17 protein-coding genes are annotated in these 17,406 nt (G+C 70.5%); 11 read left to right on the top strand and 6 right to left on the bottom strand.

Translation table 11 applies throughout. From position 1 onward, the window contains the following. Both HNQ52_RS12785 and HNQ52_RS12780 read left to right on the top strand, forming a co-directional pair. Positions 1-441 carry a putative signal transducing protein gene (locus HNQ52_RS12785; protein ID WP_183961556.1) on the top strand — a complete coding sequence of 147 codons (441 nt, stop codon included), beginning with the start codon at positions 1-3 and terminating at the stop codon, positions 439-441. A gap of 21 nt (positions 442-462) precedes the next feature. Next, positions 463-1,689 (top strand): sigma-70 family RNA polymerase sigma factor, encoded by a 1,227-nt coding sequence (locus HNQ52_RS12780; protein ID WP_183961555.1) that lies wholly within the window; start codon positions 463-465, stop codon positions 1,687-1,689. Between the two features lie 7 nt (positions 1,690-1,696). On the opposite strand, the gene miaA is transcribed toward HNQ52_RS12780, so the two are convergent. Continuing rightward, complete coding sequence (gene miaA, locus HNQ52_RS12775; RefSeq protein ID WP_183961554.1) at positions 1,697-2,650, bottom strand: tRNA (adenosine(37)-N6)-dimethylallyltransferase MiaA; 954 nt, start codon at positions 2,648-2,650, stop codon at positions 1,697-1,699. A gap of 118 nt (positions 2,651-2,768) precedes the next feature. Here miaA and HNQ52_RS12770 point away from each other — a divergent pair, with 118 nt between their 5' ends. The 6 genes from HNQ52_RS12770 to HNQ52_RS12745 all read left to right on the top strand — a co-directional run bounded on the left by HNQ52_RS12770 (position 2,769) and on the right by HNQ52_RS12745 (position 10,089). Further along, positions 2,769-3,431, top strand: coding sequence for a peptidylprolyl isomerase (locus tag HNQ52_RS12770; RefSeq protein ID WP_183961553.1), 663 nt, complete (start codon positions 2,769-2,771; stop codon positions 3,429-3,431). Between the two features lie 307 nt (positions 3,432-3,738). Continuing rightward, the gene (locus tag HNQ52_RS12765; RefSeq protein WP_183961552.1) at positions 3,739-4,923 is read left to right on the top strand and encodes a hypothetical protein; all 1,185 of its coding nucleotides are present in this window, start codon (positions 3,739-3,741) and stop codon (positions 4,921-4,923) included. A 142-nt stretch (positions 4,924-5,065) separates the two neighbouring features. Next, entirely contained in the window at positions 5,066-6,970 is a 1,905-nt protein-coding gene (gene dxs, locus HNQ52_RS12760) for a 1-deoxy-D-xylulose-5-phosphate synthase (protein WP_183961551.1), read from the top strand. 193 nt (positions 6,971-7,163) lie between these two features. Continuing rightward, positions 7,164-7,397 carry a hypothetical protein gene (locus HNQ52_RS12755; RefSeq protein ID WP_183961633.1) on the top strand — a complete coding sequence of 78 codons (234 nt, stop codon included), beginning with the start codon at positions 7,164-7,166 and terminating at the stop codon, positions 7,395-7,397. A gap of 131 nt (positions 7,398-7,528) precedes the next feature. Next, positions 7,529-8,902: a type II toxin-antitoxin system HipA family toxin YjjJ gene (gene yjjJ, locus HNQ52_RS12750; protein WP_183961550.1), complete on the top strand. Its 1,374-nt coding sequence runs from the start codon at positions 7,529-7,531 to the stop codon at positions 8,900-8,902. A 485-nt stretch (positions 8,903-9,387) separates the two neighbouring features. Then, positions 9,388-10,089: an alpha/beta fold hydrolase gene (locus HNQ52_RS12745; protein WP_183961549.1), complete on the top strand. Its 702-nt coding sequence runs from the start codon at positions 9,388-9,390 to the stop codon at positions 10,087-10,089. Positions 10,090-10,108: 19 nt separating this feature from the next. Here the strand turns inward: HNQ52_RS12745 and prmC are convergent, their stop codons facing one another. Next, on the bottom strand, positions 10,109-10,972 hold the full coding sequence (gene prmC, locus HNQ52_RS12740; RefSeq protein WP_183961548.1) for a peptide chain release factor N(5)-glutamine methyltransferase: 864 nt from the start codon (positions 10,970-10,972) through the stop codon (positions 10,109-10,111). Positions 10,973-10,981: 9 nt separating this feature from the next. On the opposite strand from prmC, the gene HNQ52_RS12735 reads away from it, so the two are divergent. Continuing rightward, entirely contained in the window at positions 10,982-11,962 is a 981-nt protein-coding gene (locus HNQ52_RS12735; protein ID WP_183961547.1) for a hypothetical protein, read from the top strand. A gap of 6 nt (positions 11,963-11,968) precedes the next feature. On the opposite strand, the gene HNQ52_RS12730 is transcribed toward HNQ52_RS12735, so the two are convergent. Continuing rightward, positions 11,969-12,532, bottom strand: a complete 564-nt coding sequence (locus tag HNQ52_RS12730; protein WP_183961546.1) for a Pycsar system effector family protein — start codon at positions 12,530-12,532, stop codon at positions 11,969-11,971. Positions 12,533-12,624: 92 nt separating this feature from the next. Between HNQ52_RS12730 and HNQ52_RS12725 the strand changes: the two genes are divergently transcribed. Further along, entirely contained in the window at positions 12,625-13,515 is an 891-nt protein-coding gene (locus HNQ52_RS12725) for an alpha/beta hydrolase (RefSeq protein ID WP_183961545.1), read from the top strand. Between the two features lie 9 nt (positions 13,516-13,524). Here the strand turns inward: HNQ52_RS12725 and HNQ52_RS12720 are convergent, their stop codons facing one another. From HNQ52_RS12720 to HNQ52_RS12710, 3 genes are all read right to left on the bottom strand, one after another. Continuing rightward, complete coding sequence (locus HNQ52_RS12720) at positions 13,525-14,196, bottom strand: hypothetical protein (RefSeq protein ID WP_183961544.1); 672 nt, start codon at positions 14,194-14,196, stop codon at positions 13,525-13,527. Between the two features lie 49 nt (positions 14,197-14,245). Continuing rightward, positions 14,246-14,611 carry an FmdB family zinc ribbon protein gene (locus tag HNQ52_RS12715; RefSeq protein WP_183961543.1) on the bottom strand — a complete coding sequence of 122 codons (366 nt, stop codon included), beginning with the start codon at positions 14,609-14,611 and terminating at the stop codon, positions 14,246-14,248. A gap of 91 nt (positions 14,612-14,702) precedes the next feature. Further along, positions 14,703-16,604: an ATP-binding cassette domain-containing protein gene (locus HNQ52_RS12710; RefSeq protein ID WP_183961542.1), complete on the bottom strand. Its 1,902-nt coding sequence runs from the start codon at positions 16,602-16,604 to the stop codon at positions 14,703-14,705. 94 nt (positions 16,605-16,698) lie between these two features. Here HNQ52_RS12710 and HNQ52_RS12705 point away from each other — a divergent pair, with 94 nt between their 5' ends. Continuing rightward, positions 16,699-17,391 (top strand): YceH family protein, encoded by a 693-nt coding sequence (locus HNQ52_RS12705; protein ID WP_183961541.1) that lies wholly within the window; start codon positions 16,699-16,701, stop codon positions 17,389-17,391. Positions 17,392-17,406 lie beyond the last annotated feature (15 nt).

Below are 17,406 nucleotides of genomic sequence, written 5' to 3'. Positions count from 1 at the left end.
GTGCGCCAGGTGTTCACCTCCGCGCGGCTGGAAAACGTCGAAGGCGTGGCCAGGCTGCTGAACGAGGCCGGCATCGAGACCTGGGTCAGCGAGGGGCGCTCGTACAAGGGGCCGCGCCGTCGCACCTTCAGCTACCGCGAGGGCAGCGAGAAGGCAACGCCCGCAGGCGTGTGGGTGGTCAAGGCGGACGACGTGACGCGTGCGCGCATCCTGCTGCGCGACGCCGGCCTGCTCGACAGCACGCGCACCGACTCCTACCTGCCGCACGCACCGGGCAGACCCGCGTCGCCGCCACGCCGGGGCGCGCGCCGCACCCGCATCCTCGCGCTGGCCGCGATCGGCGTGGCGGTGGTGGTCACGGTCAACCGGGGTTGCAGCCGCCCCGACGCGCCGCCGCCCGATCGCAGTCACATCGTGCCCGTCGATCTGTCTCAGGCCTGACGCCGCCCCTTTCGAGCCCCCATGCACGCCGACGCCCTCGCCGACCTGATCGAACAGCACCTGCCCGCGGCCAAGGCCGGCGACCGCGCCGCGTTCGGGCGCATCGTGGTCGGGTGCCAGAACGGCATCACCGCGATTGCCCTGGCCATCACGCGCGACGTGGCCACGAGCGAGGACATTGCGCAGGACGCCTTCCTCAACGCCTGGAACAACCTCTCGCGCCTGCGCAACCCGCGCAGCTTCCTGCCGTGGCTGCGGCAGATCACGCGCAACCTCTCGCACGACGCACTGCGCCGGCGCAAGGCCGAGCGCCGCGTCGACGGCGACCTCGACGACATCCTCGCCGTGGTGGCCGACCCCACCCCGGACCATCCCGAGCGGCTGGCACGGCACCAGGAAGAATCCGTGGTCGCCGACCTGATCGACGAACTGCCCGAGGAAACGCGCGAAATCCTGCTGATCTACTACCGCGAAGGCCAGTCGTCCAAGCAGGTCGCGCATCTGCTCGGGATGCAGGACGCGGCCGTGCGCAAGCGCCTGTCGCGTGCGCGCCAGAGCCTGCGCGACGACCTGCTGGCCCGCCTGGGCGAGCTTGCGCGCACCACGGCGCCGACCGCCGCCTTCACCGCCATCGTCGTCGCCGGCCTCACCATCAGCCAGCCGGCGGCCGCCGCGGGGCTTGCTGCGGCCGGCGCGAGCGTTGCCGGCGGCCTGGTCGGCAAGGCGTCGAGTGCCGTCGCTGCGCTCGGCAAGGGCCTGGGCAAGAGTGCGTTCGGCACGGCGCTGGTCGGCAAGGGCGCGAGCCGTCTGCTGATCGGCGCGGTCGGCGGCATCGTGTTTGCCCTGATCGCGGGCATCGCGGGCGTGATCTTCGGCGTGCGCCGGCACTGGATCACGGCCATCGACGAGCAGGAAAAACGCGACCTCGCCTGGTTCGCCGCCGCCGGCATCGGCACCGTGTTCCTGTTCACCGGCCTCATGGCGGTGTCGCTGCTGCATGCGTCCGCATGGCTGCCGACGGCGAGTTTCGTCGGCCTGATGGTCGCCATCGGGGCGATGAACCTGACCTGGTTGCCGTGCATCCTCGCGCGCCGCCACGCGCGCGAACACGACAACGACCCGATCCGCGCCGCGCGCGAACGCGTCGCCGAACGCCGCATGGCATGGTCCGGCATGCTGATCGGCGTGCTGCTGGGCGGCAGCGGGCTGCTCGTCGGGTTGCTGACGAGCGGCCGCATGGTGGTCTGACCGGCCACTACGGCCGCGCGAGAAATCCGTCGGCCGCGCGCTCCAGCTCGACACGGTCGGTGTCCGGATCGAGCCAGCGCGCGTCCAGCTCCCCGCGCAGCCAGGTCAGCTGGCGCTTGGCCAGTTGCCTCGTCGCGGCGATGCCGCGTTCGCGCAGATCGGCACGCGTGCCGGCGCCGTCGAGGAACTCCCACGTCTGGCGATAGCCGACGGCGCGCATCGAGGGCAGGTCCGCATGCAGGCGCGGATCCGTGCGCAAGGCCCGGACTTCCTCCACCAGCCCGTCGCGCAGCATCTGGTCGAAGCGCAGCGCGATGCGTGCGTGCAGCACCGCACGATCGCGCGGCGCAAGCACGAGCTTCAACACCCGGTACGGCAGCGGCGTCGGCATGGCGCTGCGTTGCCAGTCCGAGATCGTGCGGCCGGTGCGGCGCCACACTTCGAGCGCGCGCTGGATGCGCTGCGCATCGTTGGCGCCGATGCGCGCGGCCGCCTCCGCGTCGATCGCGGCGAGCATCGCGTGCAGCGCCGGCCAGCCGCGGATCGCCGCGTCGGCCTCCAGCTCCGCACGCAGCGCGGGATCGGCGTCGGGCATCGGCGCCAGGCCCTGCAGCAGTGCGCGAAAATACAGGCCCGTCCCGCCGACCAGCAGCGGCAGTCCGCCGTCGGCGACGATGGCCGCGATCTCGCGCAAGGCGTCGGCGCGGAAGTCGGCCGCCGAGTAGATCTCGTGCGGGTCGCGGATGTCGATGAGCCGGTGCGGCGCGCGCGCAAGAAGGGCGGCATCGGGTTTGGCGCTGCCGATCTGCAGGCCGCGGTACACCAGCGCCGAATCGACGCTGACGATGCGCGCACCGCGACGCTGCGCCCAGTCGGCGGCCAGCGCGGTCTTGCCCGACGCCGTCGGCCCCATGAGGGCGATCAGCGGCGGGCGGGCATCGGTGCGGGGCGTGGCGATCATCGCTGGCGGGTCTGGCGTGTTCCCAAGCATATCCGCGGCGCGTGCCGGAGCGTCGCTTGGCGCGGGTCGGTGCCGGACTTATGATGCGGGCAGCATCTACCTTTTCCGGAGACACCCGATGTTGAAACACCTCGCCCTGCTGGCCGCGGTCTCGCTGCCGCTCGCCGCGTTCGCCCAGACGCCGGCCGCGCCGTCGGCCGCCGCGCCCGCGGCGGAACCGGCCCCTGCCACTGCCGCCGCGGGCCCGCGTGTCGCACTGCGCACCACGGCCGGTGACATCGTGATCGAACTCGATCCCGGCAAGGCGCCCGTCTCCAGCGAAAACTTCCTGCAGTACGTGCGCGACGGCCATTACAACGGCACGATCTTCCACCGCGTGATCGACAACTTCATGGTTCAGGGCGGCGGCTTCACGGCCGATCTGCAGCAAAAGCCCACGCGTGCGCCGATCAAGAACGAGGCCAACAACGGCCTGTCCAACCTGCGCGGCACGGTCGCGATGGCGCGCACCAACGACCCGAACTCGGCCGCCGCCCAGTTCTTCATCAACGTGGTCGACAATCCGCGCCTGGACTACGTCAGCGACCAGAACGGCTTCACCTGGGGCTACGCGGTGTTCGGCAAGGTGGTCGAGGGCATGGACGTGGTCGACAAGATCCGCGCCGTGGAGACCGGACCGCAGGGCCCGTTTGCGCGCGACGTGCCGAAACAGACGATCACGGTCGAACGCGCCGAGGTGCTCGCAGGCGACGCCGCCTCGGCGGACGCGCCCAGGGGCTGAACCCTCCGCGGGGAACGGTGCTGCCGTTCCCCGCTCCGCACCGGTCCTGCATGCGCGCCGCCGCCAGGGGCGCTGCGTTTTCGAATCGCGGATGGCCGGATGCCGCCCGGGCAGCGATGGCAAGCGTGCCGCCGCTGCCGGATGTGCGGAACCGTGACCTCCGGCGTTGACGCGCCCGACCCTTTCGACAACACTGCGACCGGCTCGGCCCGGCTGTCCGGACGTCGCTCCTGCGCGGCCTGACCGGGTTCGCGCCGGGGTCCGTACGCTCCACAGACCGGACCGCCGATGTCTTCACGGGGGGAGCATGACCAATCGCAAAACCGTGTGCTTCACGGGGATGGAAGCCGCGGAGCAGGAACGGCTGACCGCGTTGTTCGCGGAGGCCAACCGCCGTCTGTCGAATCAGTGGAGCCTGGCGCCGGAAAACGAGGCGCAGATGCTCGTGATCGACGTCGATTCGCTGTACGGCCACATGTCGTGGCTCAAGGTGCACAACTCGGGCCGCACCGTGGTCGCGATGTCGAGCAGCCCGCAGGCCGACGCCGACCATCTGCTGTCGCGTCCGGTCACGCTCGACGCCCTGCAGGCCTTGCTCCGCCAGCACGGCGGTGACGGCGACGGGCACGCGCCCCACGCGCCGCAGCCTGCGAGCGCAACGCCCGCCGAAGACGCACACGCCGCCCGTCCCGATCCCGGCGCGCAGGTGCGTGCCGTGTCGGCGGAGCAGAAGGCCGTGCCGCGCCGCGTCTCTGCCGAACAACCGGCCGTGCCGCCGCGCCGTGTGTCGGCCGAACAGCAGGCCGTGCCCGCGGGCGGCCCGCCGCGTTCCGCGACGACGGACGCAGCGCGCAGGACGCCGCCCCCGGCCGTCGCGGCGACATCGACATCGGCGCCGGCAGCCGCGGTCGCAGCCCCCGCGCCGGAGCCGCGCCTGGCGGACTATCTGCAACCCGGCGCCCTGCCCGGCCCGGTGAAACTTGCCCGTGGCGATGCGCCGCTGCTCGTGCTCGATCCTGCCGCACGCGTCTATTTCGGTGGCAGCGGCTTGAAGGACTACCTGCCGTACACGCGCGAGCCGATCGCACCCGGCGCCTGGACCGTGGTCCCGGCTTCGGAGCTTGCGAAGCTGCGCCAGGAACTGGGTGGAGCGCAGCCGTTCGCGCGCCTGCTGTGGCTGGCGGCGCTCACCGGCGGCGGTGGCGAACTGGCGCCCGGCCTCGACCCCAACGCGCGCTACCGTCTCACCAAGTGGCCGCAGATCGAACGCGAGTTCGCCAAGCACTTCCGCATCGCCACCACGATGATGAAGGGCCTGCTGAGCGTGGCCGAGATCGCGCAGCAGAGCGGTGCCTCGACGCAGGACGTGGCCGACTTCATCAACGCGAGCCTGGCCACGGGTTTCGCCGAATCGGACGCCATTCCCGAGGGCGGCGATGCCGCCGCCGTGGTGCGCGGCGGCCTGTTCGGACGCCTGCGCGGCGGTCGCTGAGCGCGCGGCGGCCGGCGTATGCGCCCGGCTGCCGTCGTCGCCCGTCCCGCAGCCGCCTGAACCGCGCCCGCTGCCCGCCCCACCTCGCCTTGCCCGCATTGTCCCGAGGGCGGACAATTCGCGTTCATAGATGAGCGTTCCCATGATCGATTCCGAGCGATACCCGCGGCTGGCGCGCATCGGCGCGCCGGCCGACCTGCGCAGCGTGCCCGAGGCGGACCTGCCGGCCGTGGCGGCCGAGCTGCGCGGCTACCTGATCGACCGCGTGGCGCAGGTCGGCGGACACTTCGGCGCCGGCCTCGGCGTGATCGAGCTGACGGTCGCCCTGCACTATCTGTACGACACCCCGCACGACCGCCTGGTCTGGGATGTCGGCCACCAGAGCTACCCGCACAAGATCCTCACCGGCCGCCGCGACACCATCCACACGGTGAAGCAGAAGGACGGCGTCGCACCGTTCCCGCGCCGCGAGGAAAGCGAGTACGACACCTTCGGCGTCGGCCATTCGTCCACGTCGATCTCGGCCGCGCTCGGCATGGCGATCGCGTCGCAGGCGATGGGCGACGAGCGCCACGTCGTGGCCATCATCGGCGATGGCGCGATGACGGCCGGCATGGCCTACGAAGCGCTGAACCACGCCGGCGGCATGGAGCCCGAGCCGAACCTGCTCGTGATCCTCAACGACAACCGCATGTCGATCTCCGAGAACGTCGGCGGGCTGACCAAGATGCTCGGCAAGCTTACCGGCAGCCGCACGCTCAACGCACTGCGCGAAGGCGGCAAGAAGCTGCTCGGCGACAAGAATCGCCCCACCGCGCGCTTCATGCGTCGCTGGGAGGAGCACTGGAAGGGCATGTTCGTGCCGTCCACGCTGTTCGAGGAAATGGGTTTCCACTACACCGGCCCGATCGACGGCCATGATCTTCCGGCTCTGCTGTCGACGATGAAGACGCTGAAAGGCCTCAAGGGCCCGCAGCTGCTGCACGTGATCACGACCAAGGGCAAGGGGTACGAACTGGCCGAAGGCGACCAGATCGAATACCACGCCGTCGGCCCGTTTGATCCGAGCGTGGGCCTCGTGAAGAAGCCCGGCAGCGGCAAGCCGACCTACACCCAGATCTTCGGCGACTGGCTCTGCGACATGGCCGCCGCCGATCCCAAGCTCATGGGCATCACGCCCGCGATGCGCGAAGGCTCGGGCCTGGTGCGTTTCAGCAAGGAATACCCGGCGCGCTACTTCGACGTGGCCATCGCCGAGCAGCACGCGGTGACGCTCGCGGCCGGCATGGCCTGCGAAGGCGCGAAACCGGTGGTCGCGATCTATTCGACTTTCCTGCAGCGCGGCTACGACCAGCTGATCCACGATGTGGCGCTGCAGAACCTCGACGTGCTGTTCGCGATCGACCGCGGCGGCATCGTCGGCCCGGACGGCGCCACGCACGCGGGCACGTTCGACCTGTCCTACCTGCGCTGCATCCCGAACATGGTGGTGATGGCGCCGGCGGACGAAAACGAATGCCGCCGCATGCTCAGCACCGGGCACGAATACGTGGGCCCGGCCGCGGTGCGCTACCCGCGTGGCACGGGCCCGGGCGTGGCGCTGGAGGCCGGCCTCGGCACATTGCCGATCGGCGAGGCCGACGTGCGTCGTCGTGGCCGCAACGTGGCGCTGCTGAGCTTCGGTGCGCTGTTGCCGATCGCGGAGAAGATCGGGCGCGCGCTCGATCTCACCGTGGTCAACATGCGTTTCGTGAAGCCACTCGATGCAAACCTGCTGCGTGAGCTTGCGCGCACGCACGAGGGCTTCGTCACGCTCGAGGACAACGCCATCGCCGGCGGCGCCGGCAGCGGCGTGGCGGAATTCTTCGCCGGCGAAGGGCTGACGCCGACGATGCTGCATCTCGGCCTGCCGGATGCCTTCCTCGAACACGCCTCGCGCGAGCAGGTGCTGGCCGAGGCCGGGCTCGACCACGACGCCGTGCACGCGGCGATCGTGCAGCGCTGGCCGCAGCTCGTGCAGCCCACACCGGCACGCGCCGCGGGCTGATCGCGTGGCGCGGCGGCGAGCGGGCTCGTCGTCGCATGATGCCGGTGCAAAGCGTTCCGGCAACAGCGGAGCGGCAGGCCCACGCCACACCACCCGCGCGCCGTCGCGAGCCAAAGGCATGCCCCGAAGCGCGATCTCTTCCGCGCGCGGCAAGCACCCGTGGCTGCACCTGTCCGGCGACGCACTGCACGCGCTGCCGTGGCAACGCTATCGCACCACGCGCGGCGACAGCGGCGTGCGCGCGTTCGCCTTGGCAGCCGATGCCATCGCGGTCGTCTTCGTCAACGGCAGCATATACCTGTACACCGACGCATCCGCCGGACGCGCGTGCATCACGCGGATGCGTGACGCTGCGCTGGCCGGACGCGGGCTCAGCACCTTGATCAGTCGGACCGTGAAGGCCCGTTTCGCCGCTCGGCTTTCATGAATTAATCTATTCACGAGTTCCCGCCAAGGTGCCTCCAGTCCTGACTTTATCGCTGATTTCATCGCGGAAATTCGATTCAATTGTGATTTCATGACTTGACTATCTATTCATAAATCTATTCAATCAAGACCATGCCCCGCGCCCATGGTCCCGCCATCGAAGCCCAGTTGCGCCTGCACGGCCCGCGCACGGCCCTGCAGCTGGCGGAAGCACTCGGCGTCAGCCAACCCACCATTTCGCGTGCCATCGCGTCGCTCGGCGATGACGTTGTCCGCCTCGGTCGCGCACGCTCTGCGCGCTACGTGCTCGCGCGCCCGCTTGCACGCGCCGGCGACCGCTGGCCACTGCACCGCATCGATGCCGACGGCCGCCCGCACACGCTCGGCGAATTGCGCGCACTGCACGGCGACCGCTTCCAGTTCACGTCGACCGCCCCGCGCCCGGTGCTGCTGCAGGGCGAATTCCGCGACGGCCTCTTCCCCGGCCTGCCGTGGTTCCTCGACGACCAGCGCCCGCAAGGCTTCCTCGGCCGCCAGCTCGCGCATCGCGTCGCAGCCGACATCGGCGCCGTCGACGATCCGCTGCGCTGGACGCCGGACGACATCGTCCTGTGCCTGCTGCGCTACGGCGACGATGCACCGGGCGACCTCGTGCTGGGCGACACCGCACTGCAGTCGGCGCTGCAACACGCCCTCGCACCGCAGACGATCGACGCCACGCAACGCCAGACGCACTACCCGATCCTCGCCGACGCCGCACTGCGCGGCGAGATCGTCGGCTCGTCCGCTGCCGGCGAGCAGCCGAAGTTCGCGATCATCCTGCGCGACGGCGACAGCCACCGCCCCGTGATCGTGAAGTTCAGCGAACGCAGCGGCACACCCGCCGGGCGTCGCTGGGCGGATCTCCTGCGCTGCGAACACCTTGCTGCCGCCGCGCTGCGCGCGCACGGCCAGCCTGCGGCGGAGAGCCAGGTGTTCGAAGCCGACGGCCGCGTCTTCCTCGAATCCACGCGCTTCGACCGCACGCCCGCACTCGGCCGCCGCGGCTTCGTCTCGCTCGCCGCGCTCGATGCCGCGTTCTACGGACACGGGCGCATCGACTGGTGGCGCTTCGCGCCGCTCCTGCAACGCGACGGCTGGCTCGATGCCGCCGACGCGCAGCGGCTTGCCGTGCTCGGCTGGTTCGGCACGCTGATCGCGAACGCCGACATGCACCTGGGCAACAGCGGCCTGCACCTCGCCGACGCCGCTCCGCTCGCATTGGTGCCGGCCTACGACATGTTGCCGATGGCCTTCAGGCCGGCGTCGAACGGCGAGCTGGTGGCGCGCGACTACGCCGTGGTGTTGCCGACCCCCGAACAACGCGAGCCCTGGCAGACCGCAGCGGTCATCGCGCTTGCATTCTGGAGCGCGGTGGCGGACGACCCGCGCATCTCCGTCGGATTCCATGCGATCGCGCGTGGCGCACACGAAACGCTGAGGCGCGCGCTCGATCGGCTGCGGTGACGTGCCGACAGCGCCCGATCCGCGCGATGGACGCGCTCCGGAAAGCTGCATCGGTGAGGGGACTGGTCGCAGCGCACCCCCTTCCGGCTGCCGCCACCTTCCCCCGCGACGCGGGAGAAGGATTCTGTTGGTGAGGCTGCCGTGGTGTCGGGATCAAGGCACTGGCATGGGTGCACTACCTGGCGCGATCGAGGTGCAACCCACTCGCGGTCACAGGCGCATGCGCCGTAGCGACTGTACCCACCACCGAGCCCGCGCGGCGACGGCACCAATCGAAGTTCCTTCTCCCGCGCAGCGGGGGAAGGTGGCGGCAGCCGGAAGGGGGGCGTTCTCCGGCCACGCCCGACTTCCACCAGAACGACGCGAGGTCGCGCCGCGCCCCGCGCCCGCTGGACTTTCGTACAGCTGCGGCAAGCGCCCGCTGCCGCTAGCGTCTGCCCCGCATGCCGGGCGATCCCGTCCGGCGCAGTCTCTGGGAGGGGACCATGCGCACAATGAAAACGTTTGCCGCGATTGCGTTGGCAGGGGCACTCGCGTTAGCGGGCAGCGCATCCGCTGCCTGTGTCGACAACGTGGTCCTGGTGCACGGCAATGCCGGCTCGCCGTCGGACTTCGACAACACGTACAACACCCTCGTCGCGCGTGGCTACACCGCTGCGCAGATCTTCCGGCCGAACTGGGGCAGCAAAGTGTGCCCGGCCTGCAACGATCACAACGGCAGCGAGGAAACGCCGGTGGAAGATGCGTTGATCGATGCGATCGCGTCCTCGTGCACGGGCCGCATCGACGTGATCGGCCACTCGATGGGCGTCACGCTCGCGGCGCGACAGATCGCCAGGGACGGGCTCAAGCCGTACGTCGATGCGTTCGTCGGCATAGCGGGTGCTTACCGCGGGCTGTGGTCGTGCGGAACCTATCCCTGGAACGTGTACACCTCCACGTGCGGCTACTACGGCCTGTCGGTCGGCAGCCCGCTGGTCAACTCGCTCGCGGGGAAGAAGCCGGGAGCGCGCGCGTATTCGATCAAGTCGTACACCGACCAGATCGTCTGCTCGACCGGCGTCTGCACGGTCGGCGGCGTGCATTCGTCGACGGTGCCGGGCGAAAACGCGAGCTACACGTTTGCGACGGGGCATTTCGGCCTGCTGACAGGCACCGCGACGACGCAGGCGAACCTGATCCAGTGACGCCTCCGGTCGCGCGCGCTCAGCGCGCGACGCGGCCGAGCGTGACGCGGTCGCGCCGTTCCAGGTCCTGCCGCGTGTCGCAGGACGCGAATCCGGCGGCGTCGAACAGCGCACGTACCGACGCGCCCTGGTCGAATCCGTGTTCGAGCAGCAACCAGCCGCCCGGGCGCAAAAAGCGCGGCGCCTCGGCGACGATGCGGCGGATCGCATCGAGGCCGTCGTGGCCGCTCGCCAGGGCCGACAGCGGCTCGAACCGCAGGTCGCCCTGCCACAGGTGCGGATCGCCGGCCGCGATGTACGGCGGATTGCTCGCGATCAGGTCGAAGCGTTCGCCGGCGAGCGGTGCGAACCAGTCGCCGTGGCGGAACTCGACGGTATCGATGCCGTTGCCCGCGGCGTTGTCGCGCGCCACGCCGAGCGCGGCGGCGCTCGCATCCGTGGCCACCACGCTCGCGCGCGGGCGTTCGCAGGCCAGCGCGAGGGCGATCGCACCGCTGCCAGTGCCCAGATCGGCGATCCGCGCCGGTGCATCCGCCGGCAGGCACGCGAGCGCGAGTTCGACCAGCAGTTCGGTCTCCGGGCGCGGGATCAGGGTGTCGGGCGTGACGCGCAGCTGCAGGGTCCAGAAGCCGCGCGTGCCGGTCAGATGCGCGATCGGCACGCCACGCACGCGTTGCGCGACCAGATCGTCGAAACCTGCTGCCGCGGCGGCATCGACGGTGTCGCCGGCATGGGCGAACAGCCAGGCGCGATCGCGTCCGAGTACGTGTTCGAGCAGCAGTTCGGCGTCGCGCCGGCTGTCGCAGTGCGCGAGCCGTGCGGCGCCGTGCGCGAGCAGCGCCGCCACCGTGGACAGCGCGGGCGTGGGGGACGATTCGGGCATGATGTGCGCATGGTAGCCGAGCCGACCTCCGCCCCTTCCGCTGCCGACGTGCGCCCGGTCGGCGCACTGATCGAAGCGACGTTCGCGCTGTGGCATCGCAGCTGGAAACGCACGTTCGCGTTCGGCGTGGTCTACGGTCTTGCAGCCCTGCTCCCGGGCGTGGCGCTGCAAGGCGTGTTTTCGCAGGTGGCGCTTGCGTCGATCGCGCTGCTCGGCGGCCAGCTGCTGCCGGCGCTGCCGCTGCCGCTTCCGCTGCCGCTGCCGTCGGCCGATCCGCTGGCGGTGCTCGGCAGCGCACTGTTGCGGCTCAATACGCCGTCCACGTGGCTGCTGCTGGCGTCGAGCGTGCTGGGAATCGTCGCGAGCACCACCGCGCTGATCGCCGGGCAAGGTGCCATCGCGCGCGGCGAGCCGTTTCGCGCGGCGTTACGGCGCGGGTTCGCGCGCACGCCGGCCACCCTCGGCGCCTGGCTGGTGTACACCGTGCTGGTGCTCGTCGCGGCGCTGCCGTTCTTCGCGCTGCTGGTCGGCGCCTTCGTCGCCGCGCTCGGTGGCGACGTGGTGCTGCTGATGATCGCGCTCGTGGTGGTGCTGGTGGGTGGCTTGCTGGCATCGGTGCCGCTGGCGTGGGCAAGCATCGCATTTGCCCTGTCGCCGTTTGCGAGCGCGCTCGATGGCAGTGGCCCGATCGCCGCGCAGTTGCGCAGCCGCGCGCTCGTGCGCGGGCACTGGTGGCGCTGCGCGACGGTGGTCTCGCTGCCGCTGCTGGTGTACCTCGGCGCCGGCGGCACGGCGTCATCGCTGCTGCTGATGGCCTGCGGCGGCGTGGTGGTGCTGCGCGATGGCTGGATGGGGCTGCTCGATCCGGGCTGGCTGCTGTGGTCGCAACTGCTCGCGGTCCCGCTGCAGGCGGCACTGCTGCCGCTTGCCTTCGCCGGCGGCGTGGTGATGTACGAGGACCTGCGTCCGCACCGCGCCGCCGGCGCGTAGAACGCATCAGTGGCGCAGCAGCTGCACCGCCTGCACCACGCAGGAGAGCAGGAACCCGCTCAGGAAAAACAGGTAGCTCAACCGCAGATAGGGATATTTGTGCCGCGCAAGATACAGGCCGATGCCGTAGACATCCTTCGCCACCGTTTCGTAGGCACGACCCGGCGCCATCGCATCGGCCAGTTCGCGCACGAAGCGGTCGCGGTCCAGGCTCGTGAAGTGGCCGAAGAACAGCACGTTGAACCACGGCGGCAGCGGCCCCTCGTGTTTCTTCACGCCGCGGAACTTCGGCACGACGGCGAGGATGGCCAGCAGCAGCGCGACCAGCGTGAACGCGCCGAGCACGAGCAGGCCGGGGCGCAGCACCGGGTCCTGCAGCCGGCCCATCACCAGCGTGAGCACGATCGACGACACCGTGATGATGATGTTGGCCTTCGTGTCGGCCATCGCGGAGAGCTGCACGTGGTGGTTCTGCACGATGCGCAGGAGATGATCGCCACTGCTGCGTTCGGGCACGGCGGCAAACGCGGGACGCGGGCTGTCGGCATCGCGGGAGTCGTCGTGCTGCATCGTGGGTCCTTGCTGGTCGGCGCGATCATATCGCAGCGTCCGGCGCGGCTGCGGCCGCAGCGCCGGGCGTGCGGGCCGGACGGACGCGCGGCATGACGCTGCGTCGTTTGCGTGCGTTGCTCGTCTGCGTGGTTGCCGTCGCGGCGTCGGGCTGCGCCGCCGGCCTGTTCTCGGCGATCAATCTCGGCGGCGGCGACATCGCGCAGCGCGACGTGCTGTTCGACCCCGCCCACGGCCTGCAGCTCACCGTGCACGCCGCGCCCGGGGCCGATGCGACGACTCCGGTGGCGCTGTTTTTCTACGGCGGCAGCTGGCAGCGCGGGGCGCGCGAGGACTACGCCTTCGTCGGCCGCGCGCTGGCGCGCTGCGGCGTCACCACGGCGGTGGCGGACTATCGCAAATCGCCGGACGTGACCTTTCCCGCGTTCGTCGAGGACGCCGCGCGCGCGCTCGCGTGGACGCGCGCGCAGCTTACGCCCGCAGCCGCGGACGGCTCGCGCGCGCCGCTGTTCCTGATCGGGCATTCCGCCGGAGCGCATGTCGGCGGCCTGCTCGCCACGGACGCGCGTTTTCTGGCGGCGGTCGGCATGCGTGCGCGCGATCTCGCCGGCGCGATCGGCGTGGCCGGACCGTACGACTTCCTCCCGATCACCGACCCCGCGATCCAGGCCGTGTTCGGCCCCGAGTCCGGCTGGCCGGCCACGCAACCGATCAATTTCGTCGACGGCGACGAGCCCGCGTTCCTGCTGCTGCACGGCACCGACGACACGGTGGTGTGGCCGCGCAACAGCGAGCGGCTTGCGGCAAAGCTGCAAACGCTCGGCGAACCGGTCGAACTGCGCACCTACCCGGGCGTGGGCCACATCCGCGCCGTGCTTGGCTTCCGCTACCCCAGCCTTGCGCCGACGCTGCGCGACACGCTCGGCTTCATCGCCGCGCGCGGCGGCCGCGTCGATCCGGCGTGCCTGAGCGCAAAGGACTGAGCGTGCCCGTCAGCCTTCGGTCGCGCCCCACGGCGCGGGCGGCAGCGGCGTCACCGGCGCGGTGAGGTCGAACTCGACGCGGAACAGGCGCCCCGGCCGTCCAAGTTCGTACACGAAGCGCCGGCCGGGTTCGATCTCCATCGCCCAGAGATTGGTCACCGAGGCGGCGAGGCCGTTCTTCTCGAACGAGGCGATCGATTCGGCGTCGACGGGAAATTCCTGCCGCTGCGCGGTCCCGGGCGCGGTCGTGTCGCCGCCGTACATCGTGACTGCGTCATGGCTGCCGTCGGCATGGCGGTGGTCGTGCTTGAGGCGCAGGCCGGTGTCGGTGCGCGTCAGTACCCAGGTGCGCGAGTGGTCGTCGCCGACGTGGAACGGGATGCGCATCACCGAGGCCTCGCACTCGCGCACGTGCATCACGAGCGGTTTGCCGTCGAACGGATCGGCGGTCTCCGGCGGCGGCTCGTTCGCCGTGATGCGGCCGGCGAAGGCCTGCCCGCAGTGCGGGCGCAGCGCGGCGAGAAACGCGTCGACCGGTGCCGGCGCCGCCGGCTCAGGCGCGGCGACCGGCTGCGGAGCCGCTGTCGGCGGCGCTGCCGGCGCAGTCGCCGGATCGGAGGACTTGCCGCAGGCGGCAAGGGCAAGCGCGCTGGCGAGCGCGGCGATACGGAGCAGGATCATGTCCCCAACGTAACCGGCAACACGCATCGCGGCAACCGCCGCCGACGAATCACGCGGTGCCGGGCTTGCCTTCCGCCGGCTTCGCGGACGCGGCGGGTGCGGGCGCGGCTGGCTTGGCGTCGGCCTTGCTTTCCGACGTACCGCCCGACGTTGCATCCGCCTTGGCCTCGGGCTTCGGGGCCGATGCGTCGCCGCCATCGCTCTTGTCGGCGAGATTGCGTTTCCTGTCGCCGTCCTTCTTGAAGTCGGTCTCGTACCAGCCGCCGCCGGCAAGGCGGAATTGCGGCGCGGTCAACTGGCGGCGTACGCCGCTCTTGCCGCAGGCCGGGCAGGTGTCCGGATCGGGATCGGACAGTTTCTGCAGGCGGTCGAAGTGGTGGCCGCAGTGATCGCAGGCGAAGGCGTAGATCGGCATGGCGTGGCTCGTGGATGTGCGGGCGTCGCGCAGACGCGGACGGCGGCAAGGTAGGTGCGGCAGCGGCACGATTCAAGCGCAGGCCGCAGATTCAGGCGGATTCGATGGTTTCCATCAGCTGCATCCACTCCGCTTCGAGCGTCGCGTGGTCGTGCTGCAGCCGACGTTGCGTGTCGGTCGCGTCGGCCAGCGCCGTCCCGCCCGCGGCATACAGCGCGGGGTCGGCGAGTCGGGCGTTGGCGGCATCGAGCTCGGCCTGCACCTGCGCCATTTTCGTTTCCACTTTCGCGAGGCGGCTGCGGGCCTGCTTCTGCGCCTGCGTCTCCCGCGGTGCGGCCACGGGTTTCTGCTGCGCGGGCGCCTGCAGTTTCGGTGCGGCGGCGGCCTTCTTTTCTCCCTCGCCTTCGCCCGGGCGCGAGCGCAGCCACGCGGCGTATTCGTCGAGGTCGCCGTTGAACTCCTCGACCTTGCCGCCGGCCACGCGCCAGTAGGTGTCGCTGACGAGCCCGATGAGGTGGCGATCGTGCGACACCAGCACGATGGCGCCGGCGAAGTCCGACAGCGCCTCGGCCAGCGCCTCGCGCATGTCGAGATCGAGGTGGTTGGTGGGTTCGTCGAGCAGCAGCACGTTGGGACGGCGCCAGGCGATCAATGCCAGCGCGAGGCGCGCGCGTTCGCCGCCCGAGAAGCCGTCGACGTTTTCGAAGGCGCGGTCGCCCGGGAAGAACCAGCGGCCGAGAAAATCGCGGAACTCCTGCGTGGACGTGGTTGGCGCCATGTCGCGCAGGTGGTCGACCGGACTCCAGCCATCGTGCAGCGATTCGACCGTGTGCTGCGCGAAGTAGCCGATGCGCAGATCGGGATGCGCATTGCGTTCGCCGTCGATCACCGGCAGTTCGCCCACCAGCGTTTTCACCAGCGTTGACTTGCCCGCGCCGTTCGGGCCGAGCAGGCCGACGCGGTCGCCGCTTTCCAGGCCGAAACCGACATCGCGCAGGATCGTCGTCACGCTGCCGTCGTCGCCGCGGTAACCCGCGGCGACATGGTTGAGGCGAATCAGCGACGTGGGCAGCTTCTGCGGTTCGCCGAACTGGATGTGCAGCGAACGTTCCGCGCGGATCGCCTCGGTGCCGGCGAGCTTGGCGAGGCGCTTCATGCGGCTCTGCGCCTGCTTGGCCTTGCTCGCTTTCGCCTTGAAGCGGTCGATGAATTTCTGCAGGTGCGCGCGCTCCACCTGTTCCTTCTCGAACGCGATCTGCTGCAGGCGCAGGTGCTCGGCGCGCTGGCGTTCGAAGCTGGTGTAGTCGCCGGTGTAGAGCTTGGCGCGGCCTTCGTGCAGGTGCAGGGTGTGGGTGCTGACGCCATCGAGGAATTCGCGGTCGTGCGAGATCAGCAGCAGGGTGCCGGGGTATTTCAGCAGCCACTGTTCGAGCCAGAGCACCGCGTCGAGATCGAGGTGGTTGGTGGGTTCGTCGAGCAGCAGCAGGTCGCTGGGCGTCATCAGCGCGCGCGCAAGATTCAGGCGCACGCGCCAGCCGCCGGAGAATTCGGACACGGCGCGCGAGTGGGTTTCGGCCGGGAAGCCGAGGCCGTGCAGCAGGCGGCCGGCGCGAGCTTCGGCGTCGTAGCCGTTGATCTCGGCGAGGCGCTGGTGGCAGTTGGCAACGGTTTCGTAGTCCTCGCGCTCCATCGCGTCCTTCTCGGCGCGCAGCACGCCGGCCACGTCGGCGTCGCCGGAGAGCACGAAGTCGAGCGCGGCGTCCGGCAGCGACGGCGTTTCCTGCGCCACGCTCGCGATGCGGACTTTCGTGGGCAGATCGAGATCGCCGACGTCCGGCTCGATCTCGCGCATCAGCGCGGCGAACAGGCTCGACTTGCCGGCGCCGTTGCGGCCGATCACGCCCACGCGCCAGCCCGCGTGCAACGCGAGGTCGACGTTGGACAGCAGCAGGCGTTGCCCGCGCCGCAGGGCAAAATTGCGGAACGAAATCATGGGAACCGGCGGTTCGACGCGCGAAACCGCGTATTCTAGCCGATGCGACGCTGCCGCCGCGCGTCCGCCGACCCCGACACTTCCCGGCACCGCCATGCACGATCACACGCCCGACGCTCCCGACACGCAGACCGGCCTCGGCCCGGACCTCACCCTCGGCGCCACCGAAGCACGCATCCTCGGCTGCCTGATCGAGAAGGAAGCGACTACGCCCGAGCAATACCCGCTCACCGAAAACGCGCTGGTGGTCGCCTGCAACCAGAAAACCAGCCGCGATCCGATCATGGACCTGAGTCCGGGCGAGGTGGGACACGCGCTGCGCCAGCTCGAACCGCGGCACCTGCTGCGCAGCGTGCACGGCGCACGGGCACAACGGTACGAACACCGCTTCGCGCAGGCCTACGGCATCACGGCGCCGCAGCAGGCCGTGCTCGGCGTGCTGCTGCTGCGCGGGCCGCAGACGCTCAACGAGTTGCTCACCCGCACCGAGCGCATCGGCCGATTCGACGATGCCGAGGCGCTGCGCCACACGCTCGATCGCCTGATGCAGCGCGAACCGGCCCTCGTGGTGCGCCTGCCGCGCGCCGCGGGCCAGCGCGAGGAACGCTTCGCGCATCTGCTGTGCGGGCCGATCGATGTCGAGGCGCTTGCGGCAGCGGCGCCAACGGCGTCGACGCCCGCCGCACCCGGCAGCGCGGCACGCAGCGCGCTGGAAAACCGCATCGCTGCGCTCGAAACGCGCATCGCGGCACTGGAGCAGGCGCTGGGCGTGGAACCGCCGGCATGATCGCGTTGCAATCGA

This window comes from Chiayiivirga flava (assembly GCF_014202825.1).
GTDB lineage: Bacteria > Pseudomonadota > Gammaproteobacteria > Xanthomonadales > Xanthomonadaceae > Chiayiivirga > Chiayiivirga flava.
The sequence above is the reverse complement of the archived record's forward strand: the minus strand, read 5'-3'. Positions and strand labels throughout refer to the sequence as shown.

What these genes read in the sequence shown, in the direction of transcription:
- HNQ52_RS12735 (WP_183961547.1), top strand. Translation starts at nt 10,982, where the DNA reads ATGGTAGCCGAGCCGACCTCCGCCCCTTCCGCTGCCGACGTGCGCCCG.
- HNQ52_RS12770 (WP_183961553.1), top strand. Translation starts at nt 2,769, where the DNA reads ATGTTGAAACACCTCGCCCTGCTGGCCGCGGTCTCGCTGCCGCTCGCC.
- yjjJ (WP_183961550.1), top strand. Translation starts at nt 7,529, where the DNA reads ATGCCCCGCGCCCATGGTCCCGCCATCGAAGCCCAGTTGCGCCTGCAC.
- prmC (WP_183961548.1), bottom strand. Translation starts at nt 10,972, where the DNA reads ATGCCCGAATCGTCCCCCACGCCCGCGCTGTCCACGGTGGCGGCGCTG.
- HNQ52_RS12715 (WP_183961543.1), bottom strand. Translation starts at nt 14,611, where the DNA reads ATGCCGATCTACGCCTTCGCCTGCGATCACTGCGGCCACCACTTCGAC.
- HNQ52_RS12780 (WP_183961555.1), top strand. Translation starts at nt 463, where the DNA reads ATGCACGCCGACGCCCTCGCCGACCTGATCGAACAGCACCTGCCCGCG.
- HNQ52_RS12730 (WP_183961546.1), bottom strand. Translation starts at nt 12,532, where the DNA reads ATGCAGCACGACGACTCCCGCGATGCCGACAGCCCGCGTCCCGCGTTT.
- dxs (WP_183961551.1), top strand. Translation starts at nt 5,066, where the DNA reads ATGATCGATTCCGAGCGATACCCGCGGCTGGCGCGCATCGGCGCGCCG.
- HNQ52_RS12710 (WP_183961542.1), bottom strand. Translation starts at nt 16,604, where the DNA reads ATGATTTCGTTCCGCAATTTTGCCCTGCGGCGCGGGCAACGCCTGCTG.
- HNQ52_RS12745 (WP_183961549.1), top strand. Translation starts at nt 9,388, where the DNA reads ATGCGCACAATGAAAACGTTTGCCGCGATTGCGTTGGCAGGGGCACTC.
- HNQ52_RS12705 (WP_183961541.1), top strand. Translation starts at nt 16,699, where the DNA reads ATGCACGATCACACGCCCGACGCTCCCGACACGCAGACCGGCCTCGGC.
- HNQ52_RS12725 (WP_183961545.1), top strand. Translation starts at nt 12,625, where the DNA reads ATGACGCTGCGTCGTTTGCGTGCGTTGCTCGTCTGCGTGGTTGCCGTC.
- HNQ52_RS12765 (WP_183961552.1), top strand. Translation starts at nt 3,739, where the DNA reads ATGACCAATCGCAAAACCGTGTGCTTCACGGGGATGGAAGCCGCGGAG.
- HNQ52_RS12720 (WP_183961544.1), bottom strand. Translation starts at nt 14,196, where the DNA reads ATGATCCTGCTCCGTATCGCCGCGCTCGCCAGCGCGCTTGCCCTTGCC.
- miaA (WP_183961554.1), bottom strand. Translation starts at nt 2,650, where the DNA reads ATGATCGCCACGCCCCGCACCGATGCCCGCCCGCCGCTGATCGCCCTC.